18 protein-coding genes are annotated in these 19,483 nt (G+C 64.3%); 7 read left to right on the top strand and 11 right to left on the bottom strand.

Going from position 1 to position 19,483, the window contains the following annotated elements; genetic code table 11:
* Nucleotides 1-21 precede the first annotated feature (21 nt).
* Both EB815_RS06295 and EB815_RS06290 read right to left on the bottom strand, forming a co-directional pair.
* A complete protein-coding gene (locus EB815_RS06295; protein WP_056575031.1) occupies nt 22-1,398 on the bottom strand; it encodes an MFS transporter in 1,377 nt (458 codons plus the stop codon).
* Between the two features lie 277 nt (nt 1,399-1,675).
* The gene (locus EB815_RS06290) at nt 1,676-6,466 is read right to left on the bottom strand and encodes an NAD-glutamate dehydrogenase (protein ID WP_056575030.1); all 4,791 of its coding nucleotides are present in this window, start codon (nt 6,464-6,466) and stop codon (nt 1,676-1,678) included.
* A 136-nt stretch (nt 6,467-6,602) separates the two neighbouring features.
* Here EB815_RS06290 and EB815_RS06285 point away from each other — a divergent pair, with 136 nt between their 5' ends.
* Together EB815_RS06285 and EB815_RS06280 are read left to right on the top strand one after the other, a co-directional pair.
* Nucleotides 6,603-7,166 (top strand): peroxidase-related enzyme, encoded by a 564-nt coding sequence (locus tag EB815_RS06285; protein WP_056576433.1) that lies wholly within the window; start codon nt 6,603-6,605, stop codon nt 7,164-7,166.
* A gap of 134 nt (nt 7,167-7,300) precedes the next feature.
* Nucleotides 7,301-7,627, top strand: coding sequence for a YciI family protein (locus EB815_RS06280; protein WP_056575027.1), 327 nt, complete (start codon nt 7,301-7,303; stop codon nt 7,625-7,627).
* A 9-nt stretch (nt 7,628-7,636) separates the two neighbouring features.
* On the opposite strand, the gene EB815_RS06275 is transcribed toward EB815_RS06280, so the two are convergent.
* Complete coding sequence (locus EB815_RS06275) at nt 7,637-8,251, bottom strand: LysE family translocator (RefSeq protein ID WP_056575019.1); 615 nt, start codon at nt 8,249-8,251, stop codon at nt 7,637-7,639.
* Nucleotides 8,252-8,650: 399 nt separating this feature from the next.
* Here EB815_RS06275 and EB815_RS06270 point away from each other — a divergent pair, with 399 nt between their 5' ends.
* Nucleotides 8,651-9,277, top strand: coding sequence for a DUF1062 domain-containing protein (locus tag EB815_RS06270; protein ID WP_056575016.1), 627 nt, complete (start codon nt 8,651-8,653; stop codon nt 9,275-9,277).
* Nucleotides 9,278-9,337: 60 nt separating this feature from the next.
* Here the strand turns inward: EB815_RS06270 and typA are convergent, their stop codons facing one another.
* Nucleotides 9,338-11,167 (bottom strand): translational GTPase TypA, encoded by a 1,830-nt coding sequence (gene typA, locus EB815_RS06265; protein ID WP_056575012.1) that lies wholly within the window; start codon nt 11,165-11,167, stop codon nt 9,338-9,340.
* Nucleotides 11,168-11,363: 196 nt separating this feature from the next.
* On the opposite strand from typA, the gene EB815_RS06260 reads away from it, so the two are divergent.
* Nucleotides 11,364-11,642, top strand: a complete 279-nt coding sequence (locus EB815_RS06260) for a hypothetical protein (protein ID WP_244494121.1) — start codon at nt 11,364-11,366, stop codon at nt 11,640-11,642.
* A 208-nt stretch (nt 11,643-11,850) separates the two neighbouring features.
* On the opposite strand, the gene EB815_RS06255 is transcribed toward EB815_RS06260, so the two are convergent.
* Entirely contained in the window at nt 11,851-13,134 is a 1,284-nt protein-coding gene (locus tag EB815_RS06255) for an MFS transporter (protein WP_056575005.1), read from the bottom strand.
* A 74-nt stretch (nt 13,135-13,208) separates the two neighbouring features.
* Between EB815_RS06255 and EB815_RS06250 the strand changes: the two genes are divergently transcribed.
* The gene (locus EB815_RS06250) at nt 13,209-13,826 is read left to right on the top strand and encodes a TetR/AcrR family transcriptional regulator (protein WP_056576428.1); all 618 of its coding nucleotides are present in this window, start codon (nt 13,209-13,211) and stop codon (nt 13,824-13,826) included.
* Between the two features lie 44 nt (nt 13,827-13,870).
* Nucleotides 13,871-14,464 (top strand): hypothetical protein, encoded by a 594-nt coding sequence (locus EB815_RS06245; RefSeq protein ID WP_056576425.1) that lies wholly within the window; start codon nt 13,871-13,873, stop codon nt 14,462-14,464.
* A gap of 172 nt (nt 14,465-14,636) precedes the next feature.
* Here the strand turns inward: EB815_RS06245 and ppa are convergent, their stop codons facing one another.
* From ppa to EB815_RS06215, 6 genes are all read right to left on the bottom strand, one after another.
* On the bottom strand, nt 14,637-15,170 hold the full coding sequence (gene ppa / locus EB815_RS06240) for an inorganic diphosphatase (RefSeq protein ID WP_056575002.1): 534 nt from the start codon (nt 15,168-15,170) through the stop codon (nt 14,637-14,639).
* A gap of 201 nt (nt 15,171-15,371) precedes the next feature.
* Nucleotides 15,372-15,878: a GNAT family N-acetyltransferase gene (locus tag EB815_RS06235; RefSeq protein WP_056575000.1), complete on the bottom strand. Its 507-nt coding sequence runs from the start codon at nt 15,876-15,878 to the stop codon at nt 15,372-15,374.
* Nucleotides 15,879-16,031: 153 nt separating this feature from the next.
* Nucleotides 16,032-16,670 (bottom strand): TPM domain-containing protein, encoded by a 639-nt coding sequence (locus EB815_RS06230; RefSeq protein WP_056574997.1) that lies wholly within the window; start codon nt 16,668-16,670, stop codon nt 16,032-16,034.
* 4 nt (nt 16,671-16,674) lie between these two features.
* Nucleotides 16,675-17,562 carry a TPM domain-containing protein gene (locus tag EB815_RS06225; RefSeq protein WP_065005493.1) on the bottom strand — a complete coding sequence of 296 codons (888 nt, stop codon included), beginning with the start codon at nt 17,560-17,562 and terminating at the stop codon, nt 16,675-16,677.
* Between the two features lie 4 nt (nt 17,563-17,566).
* The gene (locus EB815_RS06220; protein WP_065005492.1) at nt 17,567-18,349 is read right to left on the bottom strand and encodes a TPM domain-containing protein; all 783 of its coding nucleotides are present in this window, start codon (nt 18,347-18,349) and stop codon (nt 17,567-17,569) included.
* A 69-nt stretch (nt 18,350-18,418) separates the two neighbouring features.
* A complete protein-coding gene (locus EB815_RS06215) occupies nt 18,419-19,057 on the bottom strand; it encodes a LemA family protein (RefSeq protein ID WP_056574994.1) in 639 nt (212 codons plus the stop codon).
* Between the two features lie 163 nt (nt 19,058-19,220).
* On the opposite strand from EB815_RS06215, the gene EB815_RS06210 reads away from it, so the two are divergent.
* Nucleotides 19,221-19,472, top strand: coding sequence for a hypothetical protein (locus tag EB815_RS06210; protein ID WP_056574991.1), 252 nt, complete (start codon nt 19,221-19,223; stop codon nt 19,470-19,472).
* Nucleotides 19,473-19,483: the final 11 nt, after the last annotated feature.

Below are 19,483 nucleotides of genomic sequence, written 5' to 3'. Positions count from 1 at the left end.
CTCGACGGGGAGGGTAAAGCGCTATTCCGCCGGCCGGTCCGCCGGATATGGCGTGCGAACCAGTATCGCCATGCCGATGCCGAGGAACAGGATGATCACCGCCATGCCAAGCCGCGCCGAGTCGCTCAGCGCGGTGATGGTCGCCACCAGGAACGGCGCCAGGAAACTGGTCGCTCGTCCGGCCAGTGCGTAGATGCCGAAATAGCGGCCGGATTCCGCCGCCGTGACGCTGCGCGCCATGTAGGAACGCGACGACGCCTGCACCGGACCGAAGGCCAGCCCGATCAGCAGGCCATACATGATGTAGGCCTTTTCGGCGGCCGTGCCGAACAGGCCACCTGAGTCGGTGGTCGGGAGCTGGATCAGGCCGAGCAAGGTGAAGCCAGGACCGGTCGAGACGACACCGATGGTGGCGACGGACAGCATGACCAGTGAAATCATCACCACCGCCTTGGAGCCGAGCGCGGTGTCGAGCCGGGCCGCGATCCAGCAGCCGAAGATGGCGACGACATTGAGGATGATGCCGAACATGCCGATCTCGGTGATCGACCAGTGGAACATGCCCGCCGCGAAGGTGCCGCCAAGCGCCAGCAAGGCGTTGACGCCGTCCTGGTAGATCATGCGGGCGACGAGGAAGCGGAAGATGCCGCCGCGCTTGCGTACCTCGGCCAGCGTCGATTTCAGCTCCGACAGGCCTTCACGCACCGCTGGCCCGATCGGAATGCCCTTGATGGCATCCGGCGTGAAGAAGAACATCGGCAGGATGAACAGGAAGTACCAGCCGGCCGACAGCGGCCCGGTGGCGCGCGCATCCTCGCCAAGCTTCGGGTCGAGCCCGAAAAGCGGGTTGATGCCGATGATCGTCTTGCCGGTCGCCGGCGAGCCGGCGAGACAGGTGACGACGAAGATCAGCGCGATCATGCCGCCGAGATAGCCGAGGCCCCAGGCGGTGTTGGAGATGCGGCCGATCTCGCTCTTCGGCACCAGCCGCGGCATCATCGAATCGTTGAACACGGTGGAGAATTCCGCCGCCACCGATGCCAGCGAAAACAGCGCCACGATCAGGAACAGGTTCGAGCCCGGCGCGGCGAACCAGAGCAAGGCGAGACTGGTGATCTTGATCGCGGCGAAGAAAGCGATCCATGGCTTGCGCGGACCGGTCTGGTCGGCGATCGAGCCGAGGACCGGCGACAGCACGGCAATGACCAGCCCGGCCGCCGCGATGCCGTAGCCCCAGACCGCCTGGCCGGTGTTGGGATCGCCAGCCATGCGCGAAACGAAATAGGGGCCGAAGATGAAGGTGGTGACGACCGTGAAGAACGGCTGCGCCGCCCAGTCGAAGAACATCCATCCCCAGATGCCGCGTCCGGACGCACGCTGCACAGTCTCTACCGCCATGATGATTCCTTTGGCCCGCCCGCGTCGGGCGCCATGTCTGCATTTTTTCCGATGCTCATGCAAATGACAAGCGTCGCGCCGCCCCTCATTGCCCTGCCGGGCATTTCTCCCCGTATAGTGACGGGGAGAAAGAGGCTGTTGCGGCGGATTTCACCAATTGTCTACGTCGCGGAATGGGCGCCGGCCTTGCGCCCTGTTCCCTTCTCCCCGTCACTATACGGGGAGAAGGTGGCGGCAGCCGGATGAGGGGCGGCGCCAGCTTGCGAAACGAACCTGCTCACATCCCCGTCAGGTCGCTCATCAGCCCTGACGCGACCGACAGCCGCGACACGGTGATGTCGCCGCCCTCGGTCAGCGCCTGCAGCCGCTCGCGTATGCGCGCCACGCGTTCGCCGCCGGCTTCCAGCCATGCAGCGACCGGATCCCCCGCCTTGGCATGACCGGTGAGTGCCGCGACCGCAATGCCGCGACGCGCCGCACCAATCGTGTCGGTAGCGCGCGAAAGCGCAAGCTGATCATAGTAGTCCGAAGGCGTGATCGAGCGCGCGGCATCCTCGACGCGGGGAATCCGGAAGGCATCGCTGACGGCAAAGAACGCCCTTGCCGCGGCGACGATGTCGGCATTTGCCATCCGCGCGGTCAGCGCGATGTCGGGGACGAGTTCCGCCACCTCGCTCAGCGCCAGCTGTTCGGCCAGCCGCTCAGGCGTGCCGGCCTTGAACAGCCCGTGCCGTTTCTCCTCGATGCGTTCGCGCGAAAACGCCGGCAGCAGCGAAACGAGCTTCGGCTCCAGCGCCCTGCGCGCCTCCTGCAGTTCCGCGATGCGCTGGCCAAGGGGTGCCATGCCGGTATCGTTCTTGAGATACCAGCCGCTGGTCACGTAGATCAGCCGGCTGACCATCTGGTAGAGATCGAGCTGCACCTGGCCGTCGATCTGGTTGTCGAGCGCGTCGATCTCGCGATAGAGCACCGGCAGCGCAAAGCCGTCACGCACCACGGCGAAAGTGCGCACCACGTCGGCGGCGGTGCGCCCCGTGGCCTCCTGCAGCCGGTTGACGAAGGAAGGGCCGCCGCGATTGACGAGGTCGTTGGCGACGACGCGGGCGATGATTTCGCGGCGCAGTCGGTGGCCATGTATCTCGGCCGCGTATTTCTTCGCCATCCGGTCCGGGAAATAGCCCATCAGATCGCGGTCGAAATGCGCGTCGTCGGGCACGTCGCTAGCGACGATGTCGGAGAACAGCACGATCTTGGCATAGGCGAGCAGCACGCCGAGCTCGGCCCTGGTCAGCGGCTCGCCACGTGCTTCGCGCTCGGCAAGGGCCGCCGGTGACGGCAGTGTTTCCACGGCACGGTCGAGCAGGCCGCGCGCTTCGAGCGCCGACATGAACCGGGCCTGGTGCGCGATGTCGGCGAGGCCGCGCTTGCGGGCGATCGAAAGCGCCAGCGTCTGCTGATAGTTGTTGGACAGCACCAGCCCGCCGACCTCTTCGGTCATCTCGGCCAGCAGCTTGTTGCGTGCAGGGCGCGTCAGCGATCCCTTGCGCATGGCCGACGCCAGCGCGATCTTGATGTTGACCTCGACGTCGGAGCAGTTGACGCCGCCCGAATTGTCGATGGCGTCGGAATTGCAGCGGCCGCCATTCATGCCGAACTCGATGCGCGCCCGCTGCGTGACGCCAAGATTGGCGCCCTCCCCGATCACCTTGGCACGCACGTCAAGCGCTGTGATGCGGATGGCATCGTTGGCGCGGTCGCCGACCTCGGCGTTGGTTTCGGTGGATGCCCTCAAGTAAGTGCCGATGCCGCCGAACCACAGGAGATCGACCGGCGCCTTCAGGATGGCGGTCATGATCTCGACCGGCGTGGCGGTCGTCTTGCCGAGGCCGATTGCCGCCGCCGCCGCGGCCGGCAAGGTGATCGACTTCTGATTGCGCGAGACGATGATACCGCCTTCCGACAGCTTGCTCTTGTCATAGTCCTGCCAGCTCGAGCGCGGCAGCGCGAACATGCGCTCGCGCTCGGCCATCGAGGCCGCCATGTCCGGATCGGGGTCGATGAAGATATCGCGGTGATCGAAGGCGGCGATCAGCCTGGTTTTCGGGGACAGAAGCATGCCGTTGCCGAACACGTCGCCCGACATGTCGCCGACACCGACGGCGGTGAAAGGCGATGTCTGGATGTCGCGGTTCATCTCGCGGAAATGCCGCTTGACCGCTTCCCAGGCACCCTTGGCGGTGATGCCCATCTTCTTGTGGTCATAGCCCGCCGAGCCGCCGCTGGCGAAGGCATCGTCGAGCCAGAAGCCGTGCTTCTCGGAGATGGCGTTGGCGGTGTCGGAGAAGGTCGCCGTGCCCTTGTCGGCGGCGACGACGAAATAGGGGTCGTCCTGGTCGCGGCGCACGACACCCGCTGGCGGAATGACACCGTCCAGCCCGATATTGTCGGTGATCGACAGCAGGCTGGAGACGAAATTCTTGTAGGCGGAGGTGCCCGCCTCGAAGATCGCGTCGCGGCTGCCGCCCGCCGGCAGGCGCTTGGGGAAGAAACCGCCCTTGGCGCCCACCGGCACGATGACGGCATTCTTGACCTGTTGCGCCTTGACCAGGCCGAGCACCTCGGTGCGATAGTCCTGGGCACGGTCCGACCAGCGCAGGCCGCCACGCGCCACCGGGCCAAAGCGCAGGTGCAGGCCCTCGACCTCCGACCCGTAGACGAAGATCTCGCGCCACGGCCGTGGCGCCGGTAGCCCTTCGACCGCCTGCGACTCGAGCTTGATCGCCAGGGACTGGCCTTTCTGCTTCGTATCGGCAACGAAATGATTGGTGCGCAGCGAGGCTTCGATCAGGTTGAGATAGCGGCGGATGATGGTGTCGTCATCGATGTTGGGCACATCCTCCAGCGCATCCTTGATCTTGGCCTTGAGATGCTTTGCCGCCACCACCCCTTCGCCCTCGGCCGTGGGGCCAAGCCGGGCAATGAACAGCGCATGCAGGCCGCGCGCGATCTCGGGATACCGATTGAGGGCGGCAGCGATGAAATCCTGGCTTTGCGGAATGCCGACCTGCTGCAGATAGCGGCCATAGGCGCGCAGGATGGTGATTTCACCGGACCACAGGCCGGCTGTCTGGGCGAGGCCGTTATAACCGTCATTGTCGACATCGCCGCGCCACACCGACAGGAACGCATCCTCGAACAGCGCGCCGCCATCGGTAAGGTCGATCGGCTTGCCGTAGCTGTTCTCCAGCTCCATGTCGTGGATGAAGACCAAGCCGGACTGGTCGTCGCCGACCTCGAAGGTGCGCTCGCTGATGACGCGGAAGCCGATGTTTTCCAGCACCGGCACCCGCCGCGACAGCGCCACCGGGCTGCCATGGTGATAGATCTTCAGCGCCGCCTGATGCGGCTTCTGCTCGGCATGGCGGTAGTAGTCGATGGCGATCGGATTGTCGGCGCTGATCCTGGCGATGCGCCCGGCATCGACCAGCGCCACCGCCGCGCTGAAGGAGTCGCGATAACTTTCCGGCAGCCTTGCGGCGATGGCCTTCAACGCCTGGTCGCCGCCATCGGCGTCCGCCGCGTCGGAAAGGGCATCCTCCCAGGTGCGCACGATGTCGCGGATCGCCGCCTCGATCGTCGCCTGCTCGACTTTCGGCGTCTTGCCGCCTGAGCGGCCGATGATGAAGTGCACGCGCGCCAGCCCGCCTTCGGGGAAGGCCGGGTAATAGGCCGACAGCCGGCCCTCGAACACGGTCTTGAGATAGGCGCCGATCTTCTCGCGCACGACGCTGTCGTAGCGGTCGCGCGGCACGAAGACGAGAATCGAGACGAAGCGGTCGAACTGGTCGGCGCGCACCAGCGCCCGAACGCGCGGCCGCTCGATCAGCCCCAGAATGGCCGCGGCGTGCTTGCGCAGGATCGGCACCGGCACCTGGAACAGTTCGTCGCGCGGATAGCTTTCCAGCACGTTGATCAGCGCCTTGCCGGAGTGGTCATGCCGGTCGAAGCCGGACTTGGCGATGATGGTCTCGGCCTTTGACCGGAGATACGGGATCTTCATCACCGACCGCGTGTAGGCGGTCGAGGTGAACAGGCCGACGATGCGCAGTTCACCCGACAACACGCCCTTGGCCGTGTAGGTCTTGACGCCGATGTAATCGAGATAGATGCGCCGGTGCACGGAAGACTTGGCATTGGCCTTGGTGACGATCAGCGGCTCCGGCCCATGCAGGAAGGCGCGAATCTCGGGCGTTGTCGTCACCGCTTCGGTGCCGCGCCTCAGCACCAGCACGTCGGGATCGCTGAGGATGCCGAGGCCGGGCTTGTCGGCGCGCTCCAGATTGCCGCTTTCCTCGCCGCCGGTGTATTTGAACTCGCGCATGCCGAGGAAAGTAAAATTGTCGTCGCGCAGCCATTCCAGGAAGGCGATCGCCTCGGCCACGCTCTTCTTGTCGAGCGGCACCGGCGAATAGCGAAACTCGGAGATCGCCTGGTCGAGCCGGGCCAGCATCGGCTTCCAGTCGTTGACGGCGGCGTGGACCTGGCCAAGCATCTTGCGCAACCGCTCGGTCAAGGCGTTTGCCGCGTCCGCCGTCAGCCGCGGGATATGGACGTGGATGACGCTCAGCCGGTCGTGATTGCCGTCGTCCTTGGCGAAATTGCCGTCTCCCAGAATTTCCTCGACACCGCGCTTGCCGTGACGCACGGTGATGACCGGGTGGGTGACCAATGTCGGCTCACCCGACGTCTCGGTAACCTCGCCGAGGATGGAATCGAACAGGAACGGCATGTTGTCGTTGACGACGGTAATGACCGTCACCGGCCGGCCTTCGCGAACGACGCCCGAATCGGCCTCGACGGCAACAACGCACGCGCCCTTCTTGTGCCTGGCGACCGCCTGGCCGGCGAGGTCGGCGGCGCGTTCGAGGTCGGCCACGTCATAGGCGGCGATGTCTTCGGCGGGCGCGCGCGCGAGCAGGTAATCGGCGAGCCGGGCAGGCCTTTCCTCGGTTTTTGTCGCTGATGTGGTTTTTTTCTTCGGCTTCGCTGCGGATTTCACGCTGGCCATGACGCTATTGCCTCCCGTCGAATGCTTTTACGACTATCGTAGCAGATGACCGCTGTTTGGCGACAAAGGTTTGACGGCTTGCCGAGAATTATCCGAATTCCGCGGCAAGGCCGCGCCCGAAGAGGAGAAAATGACCATGACCGGCAAGATCACCGCGCTTGATCTCGATTCAAGGGAACTGAGCGAACCGACAAAGGCCTATTTCGCCAAATGCGAGGAGAAGCTCGGCCTGGTTCCGAACGTGCTCAAGGCCTACGCCTTCGACGACAAGAAGCTGCGCGCCTTCACCGACATGTACAACGATCTGATGCTGGGTGATTCGGGCCTGTCGAAGCTGGAGCGCGAGATGATCGCGGTCGCGGTCTCCTCGATCAACCATTGCTATTACTGCCTGACCGCGCATGGCGCGGCGGTGCGCCAGCTGTCCGGCGACCCGGCGCTCGGCGAGATGATGGTGATGAATTTCCGCGCCGCCGCTCTTTCGTCGAGGCAGACCGCCATGCTCGAATTCGCGGTCAAGCTGACCGAGGAGCCGGCAAAAATCGTCGAGGCCGATCGGGCGGCTTTGCGTCAGGCCGGCTTCAGCGACCGCGACATCTGGGACATCGCCTCGACTTCGGCCTTCTTCAACATGTCGAACCGCGTGGCAGCGGCGATCGACATGCGCCCGAACGACGAATACCACGCCATGGCACGGTGAGGCTCGGCAGCAGCCCAACAACGCCTTACATTAGGCATCCCTCATTCTCGTTGCTTGTTTGCCGGTTTGGTCCGATGATCGGCAGGCGGCATGACCGCGTGCCGGTTCGATGCCGCTCATCAAGGGAGGAGAACATGGCGAAGTTTCTCTATGTCTATCACGGCTCCGGCAAGATGCCGACGAGTGAAGCCGAGCGAAAGGCGATGACCGACGCCTGGACAGGCTGGTTTGGAAAGCTTGGTTCGGCTGTTGTCGACCCTGGCAATCCGGTCGGCATGTCGAAGACCGTCATGCCGGGTGGCAAGATAGAAAACAATGGCGGCAGCAACCCGACCGGCGGCTACTCGATCATCGAGGCCAGGGATATCGACGATGCCGCCGAGAAGGCCAAGGGCTGCCCGATGCTGGCCATGCCGAACTGCAATGTCGAGATCGCCCCCATCATCAATATGATGGGCTGACGCCTCGCCTCAGGATCGTGCCGCGATCGCCGCGGCGGCACCGGCCATCGTGGTGGCGCTGACGCGGTTGGCGATCTTCATGGCGCGCTTGCTCTTCAGGAGCTTGCGCGCCTGCGATGCGGCAAGCACCCAGGCAAGGTCGATGGCGATCAGGACCACCGCCATGGTCGCCGTCAACTCAACCCAGCCGACAATGCTGACCGATGCCAGGTCGATGATGGTCGGCAGCAGCGCCAGGTAGAACATCATGATCTTGGGGTTGCCGAGCGTCACCGCCATGCCCGCGAAAAACAGCTTCGCCGGCGAATCCTCGCGCGGCATCTCGCCCTCTTTCGCGTCGACGGGCGCCGTCCACATCTTCCAGGCTAGGTAAGCGAGATAGGCGACACCGGCCCATTTCACCACGACAAAGGCGAAGTGAAAGGTCTGTGCCACCACGGCCAGCCCGAACACCGCCAGCGACAGCCAGATGCCCTCGCCGATCCACATGGCGAGCAGGAACGGAAACACGTCGCGAAAGCCCTTCGCGATGACACGCGCCACGAGTGCGGCGATCGACGGACCGGGCGAACCGGCGGCGACGAACAAGGCGGCGGCGAAAATCAGCAACGAGGTAAGATGCATGGCCAATATCTCTGTCTGACAAGCTCTTAAGCCTGACACTAGCGCATGCGGTCGACCTGCGGTAGCACCGACGAAAAAGACGCTTGTCGGCGCGGCGTCACGCCGCTAGAAGAGCCGCCGCGAAACAATTTCGAGCTTCACTTTGCCTCAGTAACCGCCGGTCTCGTCAACTCCCCCGACACACTCGCATGGCACCGCATCCGTGGTGCCTGTTTCATGTTCATGTGTTCTTCTGGGCGGCGGTTCGAGACCGGTTTGGCACTGCTGAACCGCTGTCGCGCGCTTTCCGCCGGCGACACCTGACTTCACCATCTCCGCAGCCTACCGCCACGCCGCGCCCGCATGGGCATCTCGACATTGCCGACCTGATGAACTTCCCGACGGGAAGGGCTTATCGGCATGTCTTCCGCTGTACGTATCCACTGGGCGATCACGCCCGCAATCGCACCTCAACCGCTCATCAACTGCAATCGCTGCGGCGGCGTGAAGGCCTATCGCTGCAGCGGCAAATTCCGCGTCAACGCCAATGGCAAGCGCATCGACGTGTGGCTGATCTACCGCTGCGTCGATTGCGACAATTCCTGGAATTTCGGCATTTTCGAACGCTGCAACCGCCGCGACATCGAACCCGCACTGCTGCAGGCACTCGAAAGCAACGACCCGGGGCTGGCGCGGCGCCATGCCTTCGACATCGTCGCCTTGCGCAACCGGGTGGGGCGTGTCGAGGAGTTTGCCGATGTCGCCGTCCGCAAGCGGTTGCTCGGCGATACCAGGGAAAGCCCGGCGATCCTGGAACTGCGGCTCGGGCTGGAAATGCCGACATCGCTCCGGCTCGATCGTCTGCTCGCCAATGAGCTCGGCATTTCGCGCTCGCGGCTTCAGGCGCTGGAGGAGCGGCGCCTGCTGGTCATCGATCCGGACGGAGCCAAGGCCTTGCGCAAGCCGGCCCGCCAGGGAATGACGATCCGCGTCGACCTGGCCGGCGAGCCGGACCACGAAGCGATCATCAGCGCGGCCGGCGGATGAACGAGAGAGGGGCGGAGCATGTGATGCTCCGCCCCTCTCAGAAATCGTCTGGAGAAAAATTTACGCCGCGCCGACCGCCTTGGCCGACTTCTCGAAGCGCTTGCGCTCGTTCGGATCGAGATAGAGCTTGCGCAGGCGGATGGTCTTCGGCGTCACCTCGACCAGCTCGTCGTCCTGGATCCAGGCCAGCGCGCGTTCGAGCGTCATGCGGATCGGCGGGGTGAGCTTGACCGCCTCATCCTTGCCGGCGGCACGGATGTTGGTCAGCTTCTTGCCCTTCAGAACGTTCACTTCGAGGTCGTTGTCGCGGGAGTGGATGCCGATGATCATGCCCTGATAGACCTTGACGCCCGGGTCGATGACCATAGGGCCGCGGTCTTCCAGGTTCCACATGGCGTAGGCGACCGATTCGCCCTGCTCGTTGGAGATCAGCACGCCGTTGGTGCGGCCTGGCAATTCGCCCTTGTAGGGCTCGTAGGCATGGAACAGCCGGTTCATCACGGCGGTGCCGCGCGTATCGGTCAACAGTTCCGACTGGTAGCCGATCAGGCCGCGCGTCGGCGCGTGGAACACGATGCGCTGGCGATTGCCGCCCGACGGGCGCAACTCGACCATCTCGGCCTTGCGCTCCGACATCTTCTGCACGACGACGCCGGCATGCTCCTCGTCGACGTCGATGACGACTTCCTCGACCGGCTCCAGCAATTCGCCGTTCTCGCCCTTCTGCATGACGACGCGCGGACGCGACACGGCGATCTCGAAGCCTTCGCGGCGCATGGTCTCGATCAGCACGGCGAGCTGCAATTCGCCACGGCCGGAGACGAAGAACGAATCCTTGTCGGGCGATTCCTCGATCTTGAGCGCGACATTGCCTTCGGCCTCGCGCAGCAGGCGGTCGCGGATGACGCGGCTGGTCACCTTGTCGCCTTCGGTTCCGGCGAGCGGGCTGTCATTGACGAGGAACGACATGGTCACGGTCGGCGGATCGATCGGCTGCGCATGCAGCGCCTCGGTAACCGCCAGGTCGCAGAACGTGTCGGCGACGGTGCCCTTCGACAGGCCCGCGATGGCGACGATGTCGCCCGCCTGGGCTTCCTCGATCGGCTGGCGCTCGAGGCCGCGGAAAGCCAGGATCTTCGAGATGCGGCCGGTTTCGATCTGGGTGCCGTCATGGTGCAGCACCTTGACCGCCTGGTTGGCCTTCAGCGTGCCGGATTCGATGCGGCCGGTGATGATGCGGCCGAGGAAGGGGTTGGCCTCCAGGATGGTGCCGATCATGCGGAACGGGCCGGGATGAACGGTCGGCGCCGGCACATGCTTGACGATGAGGTCGAACAGCGGCGCCAGCTGCTGGTCCTTCGGGCCTTCCGGATTTTCCGAAACCCAGCCATCACGGCCCGAACCATAGAGGATCGGGAAGTCGAGTTGCTCGTCGGTGGCGTCGAGCGCGGCGAACAGGTCGAACACCTCGTTGACCACCTCGACATGACGAGCGTCCGGGCGGTCGATCTTGTTGATGACGACGATCGGCTTCAGCCCGACCTTCAGCGCCTTGCCGACGACGAACTTGGTCTGCGGCATCGGACCCTCGGCGGCATCGACCAGCACGATGGCCGAATCCACCATCGACAGGATGCGCTCGACCTCGCCGCCGAAATCGGCGTGGCCGGGGGTGTCGACGATGTTGATGCGGGTATCCTTCCAGTCGACCGAGGTCGCCTTGGCCAGGATGGTGATGCCGCGTTCCTTTTCGAGGTCGTTGGAATCCATGGCGCGCTCGGCGACGCGCTGATTGTCGCGGAAGGAGCCGGACTGCTTCAAAAGCTGGTCGACAAGGGTTGTCTTTCCATGGTCGACGTGCGCGATAATCGCGATATTACGGAGTTTCATGTTCTGGTCTCGGGAGCGTTGCAGGCAGCAGGCCAAAGGCGCCGCCTCTTTCGGTTGCGCGGCTCATACAGGGTTTTTCGCATTTGCGAAAGAGGACGCGCGACACCAAATACTCATCAAATCTTAAGCATCTGCGTGTGAGATGATTTTGTTAACCAAGGCGGGAACCTTTCAGGACCCGGACAGTTCGAACATCATGACCGATAAACTCAATCGTTTTTGGCCGCTCATCGCATCCGCGGCCTTTGCCATGCTGCTGGCGGCCAATGCCGCACAGTCGGCCGCGACGCTTAAGGAGGCACGGCCGGCCTTGCCGTCCAATGCGCCGGCCGAACAGGTCTTCGCCGATGCGCCCGACGGCGTCGATCCGGTGGTGACCGGCCCGGTCACCGCCGCCTTCAAGCAGCGCCAGGACGCCGCCAACTGCGACACCGCCGTCTGGCCGAACATTCCAATGGTCTGCTACCCGGATTAGAATCCTCATCGCGGAACTGGCGGGGTCTAAGCTGCCAGTCTCCCCTCCTTGAGGGGGAGATGGCCGGCAGACCAGAGGGGGGGGTCGGTTCGACCGGGCTCAACTCATTTTCGCAGGCGCGGGACGTCAGCGCTTCACGCGCCAGCACCCCTCTGTCGCCTTCGGCGACATCTCCCCTCGAGTGGGGAGATTATAAGGCCTCACCACCTCAAGCTGCCTGCGGTTCCGGGTCGAATGCCGGCCGGCTGGTGTTGATCAGCAGCGAGATACAGGCCGCCGCGATCGCCGTCATGCCGGCGATGAGGAAGGCCAGTTCGTAATTGCCCTGCAGTTCGCGCATGGTGCCGCCAAAGGCGGCCGCGGCCGCGGCGCCGACCTGATGTCCGGCAACGATCCAGCCGAACACGATCGGGCCGCTGCGGTCGCCGAACGCCTCGTTGGCGAGCCGCAGCGTCGGCGGCACGGTTGCGATCCAGTCGAGACCGTAGAGCACGGCGAAAATGATCAGGCTGGTGGCCGAGAAGCCGGAATAGGGCAGGTAGATCAGCGACAGGCCACGGATGGCGTAGTAGACGCCGAGCAGCTTGCGCGGGTCGAAGCGGTCGGTGAGCCAGCCCGACAGCGTCGTGCCGATCAGGTCGAAAATACCCATCATAGACAACAGGCCCGCGGCCTGCACCTCGCCGATGCCCATATCGCCGCAAAAGGCGATCAGATGCGTGCCGACCAGCCCGTTGGTGGTGAAGCCGCAGACGAAGAAAGTGGCGAACAGGTACCAGAACACCCTCGTGCCGGCGGCGCGGCGCAGCGTGTTCAGCGTATGCGCCAGGAAATTGCCTTGCGATGCGGGCGAGACCGGCGGCACGTCATCGGCCTCGGCGCCATAGCGCACCATGCCGATCGAGGCCGGGCGCTCCGGCACCAGCAGCCAGACCAGCGGCAGAAGACAGGCGGTGGCGATCGCGACCGCGATGGCGACCGGCTTCCAGCCGCCGGATTGCGCCAGCGAGGCAAGCAGCGGCAAGAACACCAGCAGGCCGGTTGCACTTGAGGCCGACATCAAGCCCATGACCAGGCCGCGATTGGTCTTGAACCAGCGGTTGACGATAGTGGCGCCGAGCACGCTGGCGACAGCGCCCGAGCCGATACCCGAGAAGACACCCCAGGTGATGAACAGATGCCAGGGTTCGGTCATCAGCAGGCTGAGCGCCGTCGAGCCCGACATCACCACCAGCGACGCGATCAGCGTGCGGCGCAGCCCGATCCGCTCCATCAGCGCGGCGGCGAACGGACCAGTCAGGCCATAGAGCAGGATGCCGACGCCGGCCGCCAGCGAGATGACGTCGCGCCGCCAGCCAAAACTGTTTTCCAGCGGCAGCATCATGACGGCGGGCGCGGACCGCAGGCCGGCCGCGATCAGCAGGCAGAGGAAGATGACACCGACCACGACGAAAGCGTAGCGCTGGCCAAACGGACGGGATTGAGCTACCATGTTACTGACCGGTACGTTGCAATAAGGGAGCATGTATACGTACCGATCGGTAACATTGTCAATCGAGTCCCATGATGCCAACCGACAAAAATATTGAACTGACGATCAGCGACGGTCACGCACCGGCGCCGCCGAAGGCCGCCAAGAAGATCCTCGACGTGGCGTATGACCTGTTCTACCGGCGCGGCATCAGGGCGATCGGCGTCGACGAGATCGTCAGGCGCGCCGGCGTCACCAAGCCCAGCCTCTATCGCAGTTTCCCGTCCAAGGACGAATTGGCCGCTTCCTATCTCAGGCGGTACGACCTCGAGTTCTGGGGGCGTTTCGACGAGGCGGTCAACGCCCATCCCGGCGATCCACGGGCGCAGATCGGAGCCTTCCTGACCCGCATCGGCAAACGCACGCAGATGCCGGAATATCGCGGTTGCGGCATGACCAACGCGGCGGTCGAATATCCCGAGCGCGGCCATCCGGCGCGCGTGGTGAGTGAAGACAACAAGCAGGAACTGCGCCGCCGCCTGCGCGCCATGGCCGCGGCGATGGGCGCCGGCGACGCCGATACGCTGGGCGACGGGCTGCTGCTCTTGATCGAGGGCGCCTATATCAGCGGCCAGTTGTTCGGGCTCGGCGGCCCCGCGCAGTCGGTTGCCCGCAACGCCGATCTGCTGATCGAAGCGAGCTTGAAGAAATAGCGATTGGCGGTACGCTGGTCCGGCCCGAACCGGAGGTGTCCGTCATGCGTGCCGTTCTGATCCCGTTTGCCCTAGCCGGTCTCTGCCGGGCAGCCTTGGCCGGCGACATTTCCAGCGCCTACACCGACCTCGACTGGAAGAAGGACTGCGTGACCTACGCACAAGCCGGAGAAGGCGATGGCGACTGGGCCGATCTCGCCTGCTCCGGCTACCGCGGCTATCCCGTGCTGATCGCCTATGACGACGCCCGCGAATCGCTGTTTTACGGTTTTCCGCCGGGCGGCGACATGACGTCCGCATGGGAGAGTTTTTCAGGCTTCAATTCATCCGGAGCCAAGGTCGAATGGCGCATCGAAACCAATGGCGACAAGGCCGTGCCCTTCGCGGTCATCCACCGCCGCACGATCAGCAATGGCGAGGACGGGAACAAGTCGATCGACGTCCTGCTCGTAGCCAAGGTTGGCCAGATGGATGCGCGGGAAAGCTGCACGATCGGCCTTGTCCTCGCCACCGGTAACCCGCAAGCCAACGATCAGGCACGAAAACTCGCCGACGAAAAGGCGCGCACCTTTGCCTGCGGCAAGGACCGGCACACCGCCATCGGCGATGTGCCGCCCTTCGGCCGGGTGGATAATTAGGCACGTTGGAGATTGGCCGCAGCGCCCGTCACTTCGTCATTCCGGAGCGCAGCGATACGTCGCAGACCCCCGGGGACCGCGGGCACTGCGCAGAAATCACGGCATGGATACCAGGGGCTACACGACGCCGCTTCGCGGCTGCTCCGTCCTGGGATGACGAAAGCCGAGTCGCCTACTTGCTCTTCTTTGCCCGTTCGATCGCCTCGACGATCATCTTCTTGGCATATTTGGAATCGTGCCAGCCTTCGATCTTGACCCATTTGCCGGGCTCGAGATCCTTGTAGTGCTCGAAGAAGTGCTGCACCTGCTGGCGCGTGATGTCGGGCAGATGCGTGTATTCGGTGACGTTCTCGTAGCGCAGAGTCAGCTTCGGCGACGGCACCGCGATGACCTTTTCATCCTGACCGGCATTGTCTTCCATCACCAGCACGCCGATCGGCCTGACATTGATGACGCAGCCCGGCACCAGCGCGCGCGTGTTGCAGACCAGCACGTCGATCGGATCGCCGTCACCCGACAGCGTGTGCGGCACGAAGCCGTAATTGCCGGGGTAGCGCATCGAGGTGTGCAGGAAGCGGTCGACGAACAACGTGCCGGCCTCCTTGTCCATCTCATACTTGATCGGCTCGCCGCCGATCGGCACTTCGATGATGACGTTGATGTCCTCAGGCGGATTCTTTCCGATGGCTATGGCTTCAATGCGCATGGCTTTGTCCCTCTCTCGATTGGGAGGAGATAGCGGGCGGCGCGGAATGGTGCAATGCGGCGAATGGTGTTCACGAAGGTCAGGCGGGACGCGCCGGCATCCGGCGCGTTCAATCATCGGCACAAGATGTTTCAGTGCCGTGATTTGGCGTGCGATATGAACCGCGCACCGGCTTGGCTTGCCGCAATCATCCCCGAGCGGTCACTCCCAGACGAAAGCGACCTTCTTCAGCGCCTTCTGCTCGAAGATTTCGACACCCTCGGCGATATCGCGGCCACCGGCGCCGGCATAGAAGGCCAACGCGTTCTGGTTATCTTCCAGCGCCCACACCACCATGCCTTTCAGGCCATGGTCGGCAAGACGCGCCCTGGCTGCCGAAAACAGGCGACGGCCGAGACCGATGCCCTGATATTCCGGGCGCAGGTACAATTCGTAGATCTCGCCTTGCTGCTTGAGCTCGCGGGCGCGGTTCTTGCCGATCGTCGCATAGCCGGCGATCGTGCCGCCGATTTCAACCACCAGAACGGTGGCGGCGCGGCGAATCGCATTCGCCCACCAGTCGGCGCCGCGGCGGTTGATCATCGATGTCAGCGTGCGGTGTGGGATAATGCCGGAATAGGCGCCGCGCCAGGCTTCCAGATGCACCTCGGCGATGGCGCCTGCATCGCGCGGGTCGGCTTTCCGGATGTCGATCGTCAGCGTATTCATGATTTGTTAACCATAAACCCGCATGGCCCGATTGCAAGAGTCCGGGCGGCCCGTCGATCGCTTTCTCACAACCGATGCGGACACCACTGCCGTGGGGCAACGCATGTCCGCAAACAGGCCGGATCGGCAAGGTCGCGTTTGCAGGCAGGCCTTTCAGATTTCGACCAGATGGTCGTCCAGCTCGTTGGTATCGCCCGGGGTGACCGGGAAATGTTCGGCCAGCACCGCCCCCACCTGCTCGATCGCCTTGACGAAACCGTCGGCAAGCCGGTCGTCGCCGGCGTGCGCCGTGAGGTCGCGCACCACGCCGTCCCAGACATGCTGGCCGACCTTGGCGTCGATGCCCGAATCGGCGACCACCTCCGCGTAGCGCTCGGCGATCGAGACGAAGATCAGCACGCCGGTGCGCGCCGTGGTGCGATGGACGTTGCGGGCAAGGAACTGCTTGATCGCATTGGCGTGCGCCGCCTGATAGCGCAGCCGCCGTGGCACCATGTGGATGCGCAGGCCAGGCAACACCCACAGCAAGGCCAGCACGCAGGCCAGCGCCAAGAGCTGGGCGATGACAAAATGCGGCAGGCGGATGGTGAGCCACCATGCCTCCAGCCCGTAGGCTACGGCAAGGCTGACGACCAGCATGCCAAGCGTCGCCATCTGGGCGGCGGGGGCGAAATAGCCGTCGCTGGCATGCGCCACGACGCAGTAGATCTCGCCGTCGGTCTTGGCCTCGGCGGCGCGGATCGCATCGGCGATAAGCTCATGATCCTGCGGGCTGATCGGTCGTGTTGCCATTGTCTCACCAGCTTCCTGAAGAACCGCCACCACCGGACGAGCCACCGCCGCCCGAAAACCCGCCGCCGCTGCTCGACCCGGACGACCAGCCGGAGCTTCCCGACGACCAGCCGCCGCCCGACGAACCCGTTGTCCAGCCGCTGGAGCCCGAGGACGATCCGCTTGGTCCCCGGCCGTAACGGAACGTCATGCCCAGCCATCTATACACGCCCGGCGACAATTTCGTGCCGAACATCGGCGGCAGGAATGCCATCGCCAGGCCGCCGAGGAACATCGTCGCCCAAAGGATCAGGAACACCGCGACGATGGGATCGATGGGAGTGCTGTTGTCGGCGGGGTTGCGCTTGCCGCGCGCTTCCAGCTCCTCCGGGTTGCCTTCCAGCACCATGACCATGTCGTCCACGGCCTTGGAGATGCCGCCGGAGAAGTCGCCGGCGCGGAATGCCGGCACCATGTCGTTTTCGATGATCAGCTTGGTGTGCAGGTCGGTCAGCGTGCCTTCCAGCCCGTAGCCGACCTCGATGCGCATCTTGCGATCGTTCGGCGCGACCAGCAGCAGGACGCCGTTGTTCTCCTTGGCCTGGCCGAGTTTCCAGAAGCGGAACAGGCGGTTGGCGTAGGGCTCGATTTCCTCGCCGTCGAGGCTGGGGATGGTGGCGACGACGATCTGGTCGGAACCCTTTGTCTCGAAGTCGGCGAGTTTTTGCGTCAGCGCCGCCTTGGTCGAGGCGTCGATGATGCCCGCATCGTCGACGACGTGGCCGGTCAGGGCAGGCAGCTCGGCGGCGGAAAGCGCGAAGCAGAAGATCAGCAACGCCAGGGTCGTCAGGATAGCGTGGATCGCCGGGCTAAGGAAACCAGGCCTCGGCGTGCTGACGGTGCGTGTCGTCATGCCGTCACCAGCTTCCCGAGGAGCCACCACCGCCGGACGAGCCGCCGCCGCCGGAAAAGCCGCCACCGCCCCCACCCGAAGACCAGCCGCCGCCTGAGCTCCCCGAGGACCAGCCGCCCCCGGATGAGGAGCGCCGTCCGGGCTCGAAGGTCATGCCAAGCCAGCGATAGCGGCCTGGCCCGAGCTTCTGGCCAAAGATCGGCGGCAGGATGGAGGCGGCGATGCTGCCGAAGAAGATGATCGCCCAGATGCTGATGAAGATGGCGAAGAACAGGTTGTCGGAATTGAACGGCGCCTCCTGGTTGCGCTTGCCGCGCGCTTCCAGCTCCTCCGGGTTGCCTTCCAGCACCATGACCATGTCGTCCACGGCCTTGGAGATGCCACCGGAGAAGTCGCCGGCGCGGAATGCCGGCACCATGTCGTTTTCGATGATCAGCTTGGTGTGCAGGTCGGTCAGCGTGCCTTCCAGCCCGTAGCCGACCTCGATGCGCATCTTGCGATCGTTCGGCGCGACCAGCAGCAGGACGCCGTTGTTCTCCTTGGCCTGGCCAAGTTTCCAGAAGCGGAACAGCCGGTTGGCGTAGGGTTCGATTTCCTCGCCGTCGAGGCTGGGGATGGTGGCGACGACGATCTGGTCGGAACCCTTTGTCTCGAAGTCGGCGAGTTTTTGCGTCAGCGCCGCCTTGGTCGAGGCGTCGATAATGCCCGCATCGTCGACGACGCGGCCCGTGAGCGCCGGCAGATCCGCTGCGAAGGCCGCCAACGGAAGCGCCAGGATGAAGAGCATGGCTGCGACAAGGCGAGCCAGACGCCGTCCCTCATCGGCCTGCAAGATCACGACGTTTGGCTCCGGCTGTCACCCGCCCTGCTTCGTGCCGAAATCGACCTTCGGCGGCTGCATCTTGTCTTCGTCGACGGTGAAATTGGCGAAGGGCTCGTTGCCGCGGAACCAGAAGGTGGCCCAGAGCACGGACGGGAAGGTCTTCAGCGTCAGATTATAGTCCCTGACCGCCTGGATGTAGTCGCGCCGCGCCACCGCGATGCGGTTCTCGGTACCTTCAAGCTGTGCCTGCAGCGCCAGGAAATTCTGGTTGGCCTTGAGGTCGGGGTAGGCCTCCGACACCGCGATCAGCCGCGACAGCGCGCTGGTCAGCCCGGCCTGGACATCCTGGAATTTCTTGAGGGCTTCGGGATCCTTCAGCGTGTCCGGCGTCACCGTGATCTGCGTCGCCTTGGCGCGCGCCTCGACGACAGCGTCGAGCGTGTCCTTTTCATGCGAGGCATAGCCTTTGACCGTCTCGACCAGATTGGGGATGAGATCGGCGCGGCGCTGGTACTGGTTCAGCACCTCGCTCCATGCCGCCTTGGCATTCTCCTCCGCCGTCGGGATCGTGTTGTAGCCGCAGCCGGCAAGCAGCGGCAGCACGATCGCCATCATCAGGAAGGCGGGCAGCGTGCGGAATGTCGACGGTCGGGGAAGGCGCTGGGCAAGCATGATGGGGTCCCTCGGTAGAAGTTGCATGCGAAGCATTAGCACAATCAGCGCGCAAGAAAACGGCCTCGGCCTCTTGAGCCGCCCGACAATGTATCGTCCTGCCGCAAGGCCCTGTGATTGGCCGCGCGAACGCGGTAAGGTCCGGGCAAAACGGGACATCATCATGGCGGAACGCCCCGACAGCGACAGGGAATCGCGCCGTATCTTGGAGCGCGTCGCGCGAGAAACCGACCCGGCCGGCGCCTCCTTCGTGGCGCGGACGACGAAAGGTATGCGCGACCACGTCGCCGCAGCCGACGCCGACCGCACGGACCCGATCGAAGTCTGGGGCACGCGCATTGGCAGGATACTCGGCCTGTTTCTGGCGCTGGGCCTGATGGTCTGGCTCGTGCTTTTCCTCATCCGGGGCAGCTAGGAATCACAAAA

Source organism: Mesorhizobium loti (genome assembly GCF_013170705.1).
GTDB lineage: Bacteria > Pseudomonadota > Alphaproteobacteria > Rhizobiales > Rhizobiaceae > Mesorhizobium > Mesorhizobium loti_D.
The sequence above is the reverse complement of the archived record's forward strand: the minus strand, read 5'-3'. Positions and strand labels throughout refer to the sequence as shown.

Coding starts and splice junctions, on each gene's coding strand:
- EB815_RS06295 (WP_056575031.1), bottom strand. CDS start 1,398: ATGGCGGTAGAGACTGTGCAGCGTGCGTCCGGACGCGGCATCTGGGGA.
- EB815_RS06290 (WP_056575030.1), bottom strand. CDS start 6,466: ATGGCCAGCGTGAAATCCGCAGCGAAGCCGAAGAAAAAAACCACATCA.
- EB815_RS06285 (WP_056576433.1), top strand. CDS start 6,603: ATGACCGGCAAGATCACCGCGCTTGATCTCGATTCAAGGGAACTGAGC.
- EB815_RS06280 (WP_056575027.1), top strand. CDS start 7,301: ATGGCGAAGTTTCTCTATGTCTATCACGGCTCCGGCAAGATGCCGACG.
- EB815_RS06275 (WP_056575019.1), bottom strand. CDS start 8,251: ATGCATCTTACCTCGTTGCTGATTTTCGCCGCCGCCTTGTTCGTCGCC.
- EB815_RS06270 (WP_056575016.1), top strand. CDS start 8,651: ATGTCTTCCGCTGTACGTATCCACTGGGCGATCACGCCCGCAATCGCA.
- typA (WP_056575012.1), bottom strand. CDS start 11,167: ATGAAACTCCGTAATATCGCGATTATCGCGCACGTCGACCATGGAAAG.
- EB815_RS06260 (WP_244494121.1), top strand. CDS start 11,364: ATGACCGATAAACTCAATCGTTTTTGGCCGCTCATCGCATCCGCGGCC.
- EB815_RS06255 (WP_056575005.1), bottom strand. CDS start 13,134: ATGGTAGCTCAATCCCGTCCGTTTGGCCAGCGCTACGCTTTCGTCGTG.
- EB815_RS06250 (WP_056576428.1), top strand. CDS start 13,209: ATGCCAACCGACAAAAATATTGAACTGACGATCAGCGACGGTCACGCA.
- EB815_RS06245 (WP_056576425.1), top strand. CDS start 13,871: ATGCGTGCCGTTCTGATCCCGTTTGCCCTAGCCGGTCTCTGCCGGGCA.
- ppa (WP_056575002.1), bottom strand. CDS start 15,170: ATGCGCATTGAAGCCATAGCCATCGGAAAGAATCCGCCTGAGGACATC.
- EB815_RS06235 (WP_056575000.1), bottom strand. CDS start 15,878: ATGAATACGCTGACGATCGACATCCGGAAAGCCGACCCGCGCGATGCA.
- EB815_RS06230 (WP_056574997.1), bottom strand. CDS start 16,670: ATGGCAACACGACCGATCAGCCCGCAGGATCATGAGCTTATCGCCGAT.
- EB815_RS06225 (WP_065005493.1), bottom strand. CDS start 17,562: ATGACGACACGCACCGTCAGCACGCCGAGGCCTGGTTTCCTTAGCCCG.
- EB815_RS06220 (WP_065005492.1), bottom strand. CDS start 18,349: ATGCTCTTCATCCTGGCGCTTCCGTTGGCGGCCTTCGCAGCGGATCTG.
- EB815_RS06215 (WP_056574994.1), bottom strand. CDS start 19,057: ATGCTTGCCCAGCGCCTTCCCCGACCGTCGACATTCCGCACGCTGCCC.
- EB815_RS06210 (WP_056574991.1), top strand. CDS start 19,221: ATGGCGGAACGCCCCGACAGCGACAGGGAATCGCGCCGTATCTTGGAG.